General features: G+C 59.7%; 3 protein-coding genes. All 3 read left to right on the plus strand.

Annotated elements, in window-relative coordinates; all coding sequences use genetic code 11:
• Window positions 1-951: EAL domain-containing protein (locus IJL83_06510; GenBank protein ID MBQ6553246.1), on the plus strand; the 951-nt coding region annotated here is incomplete at its 5' end.
• On the plus strand, window positions 951-1,676 hold the full coding sequence (locus tag IJL83_06515; GenBank protein MBQ6553247.1) for a hypothetical protein: 726 nt from the start codon (window positions 951-953) through the stop codon (window positions 1,674-1,676). The genes IJL83_06510 and IJL83_06515, both read left to right, overlap by 1 nt.
• A gap of 175 nt (window positions 1,677-1,851) precedes the next feature.
• Window positions 1,852-2,220 carry an endonuclease domain-containing protein gene (locus IJL83_06520; GenBank protein MBQ6553248.1) on the plus strand — a complete coding sequence of 123 codons (369 nt, stop codon included), beginning with the start codon at window positions 1,852-1,854 and terminating at the stop codon, window positions 2,218-2,220.
• Window positions 2,221-2,278 lie beyond the last annotated feature (58 nt).

The following is a 2,278-nucleotide window of genomic DNA, read 5'->3' on the forward strand; positions in this document are numbered from 1 at the left end:
GGCGGAGCTCCCTCAGACGAGGGAGCTGTCGAGGACGGCTTGCCGTCCGAGACTGAGGGAGTGAACCCCTCCCCCGCGGACGCCTCCCCCGCCGAAACGGACGCCCCCGCGGACGAAGCCGCCCCCTCAGACGCCGCCCCCTCCCCCGACGCCGCCTCCGCCGTCGACTACGTGAAGATGACGCTGTCGGCGGGCATCGCGCCGCTGGAGATGCGGTTCGCGCAGATAAACAGCTGCTACCGGCGGCTGCCGATCGCATACCGCAGCTTCACCTATATAAACAGCGTGATCGAGGGCGTGATCCCGCCGGAGAAATACGCCTACGCCGCCGACGAAACGGACCGCGGCGAAAAGCTCGCCCGCTGGAACGTGACCAAAGCCGTCGAAGCGCTGAAGACCTTCGAGGCGTTCGACCGCCACGTCGACTTCGTGACCGCGCGCGTGCCGGCGTCGCTGACGCGCCTGCCGGACCCGTACGCGTGGATCAAAGACCTGCTCGCGCGGCTCGACTACACCGAGCACCCCGAGCGGCTCTGCCTGGAATTCCCGCGCTCGCTGCTTTACGAAGACGTCGAGGTCGCGCGTCCGGCGCTGCTCGCCTTCAAGATCGCGAAGGTGCGCACGCTGATGAGCGGCTGCGGCGAACGCGACTGTCCGGTGACCGCGCTCGTTGACCTGCCGGTCGACATGGTGCTTCTCGCGCCGCGCGTCTCCGCGTATTCGGATAATCGCGACAAGGGGCGCGTCTTCTCTGAATTCATAAATTTCCTGCGCGCCCTGCCCGTCGACGTCATCGGCGACGGATTATATAATGACGACCAGATAACCGCCCACAGCCGCGCCGACTGCCTCGGCTACATTCCGTCGTCGGGCTACGAAGGCGCCGCGGAGCACGGCTCCCTGCGCATGACGCTGGACGAGGCGGTTGAGCAGAAGGAGGATGAGGTCTGATGGCACAGCAAAACCCGACCGTAAGCATACGGCGTACCGCAGGCGAAGTAAAACGCTACAGATTGTGGACGAAGTTCCTGCCGATAATCATACTCATCTTCGCGCTTATCCTGATCGTCGGCTACGTCGCGTCGGTGCTGTATATGAAATTCGGCGCGTTCACGGTCTCGGTCAACAAGTTCGATAACCACGACTACGCGCTCTCGCTTTCCGAAAGTCCGGGCTTCGACGTCTACTCGTCCCGCCTGAACGCCGAGATCGCGGAGGAGATAACGAACATCGACGGCTCCACGCTCCCCGACTGGCTGGACAACATCGACGGCGAGCACAACGGCGACAACTACGTGGCGTACACCTTCTACTGCAAGAACATGGGCACGAAGACGCTGACCTACTCGTATGAAATGTATATCGCCAACATGACCTTTGAGGTCGAGAAGGCGGCGCGCGTGCGGCTTTACGTCAACGGCGACTACGTCGACTACGCCTACGCGCGAACGGACGGCATAGAAGGCCCGGAGCCCGGCACAACGGCGTTCCAGACGGGCAACACGATAGTCAAGAAATACATTGAGAATTTCAAACCCGGCGACATCACGAAATACACCGTCGTCATCTGGCTCGAGGGCCCCGACCCCGACTGCGTCGATAAAATAATCGGCGGCGAGTTCAAGATCGACATGCGCATGGAAGTCACCGGCGGAGAAGAAGACGTAGAAGCGTAAGATCGCTCAAAGCGCCCCGAAGTTTTCGGGGCGCTTTTCGCGGGTAAATTCGCCGCCGCCGGCGAATAAGACCTCCCTCTGACGAGGGAGGTGGCTCGGCGGCGCAGACGCCGAGACGGAGGGAGAGACACATTCACTCCATAAAACCATCAATAATAGCAATAAAGGAGCGCGCATGAAGGAATACAACAGATCCAACATCCCTCTTGCAAAGTCCCTGCGCAAAAATATGACAAAGCAGGAAAAACAGCTTTGGTATAAATTTCTGCGCACCTTTCCCGTAAGGTTCCAGCGCCAAAAGGCGATAGGGAACTACATAGCGGATTTCTACTGTGCGAAAGCAAAGCTTGTCATTGAGCTCGACGGGGGAGGGCACTACACAGACGAACAGGCGGCGAAGGATGCCGTCCGCACTGAGTATCTGGAGAAACAGGACTTGACAGTCCTGCGGATATGTAATACTGATATTGATGATAATCTCCGTGGCGTGTGTGAGTATATTGAATACAATGTAAGGAAGAAGGCGCCGCACCTGTTCCCGTGATGCAAGCGCGAATAAGACCTCCCTCTGACGAGGGAGGTGGCTCGGCGGCGCAGACGCC

The sequence above is a fragment of the Clostridia bacterium genome (assembly GCA_017438525.1).
Classification (GTDB): domain Bacteria; phylum Bacillota; class Clostridia; order Oscillospirales; family RGIG8002; genus RGIG8002.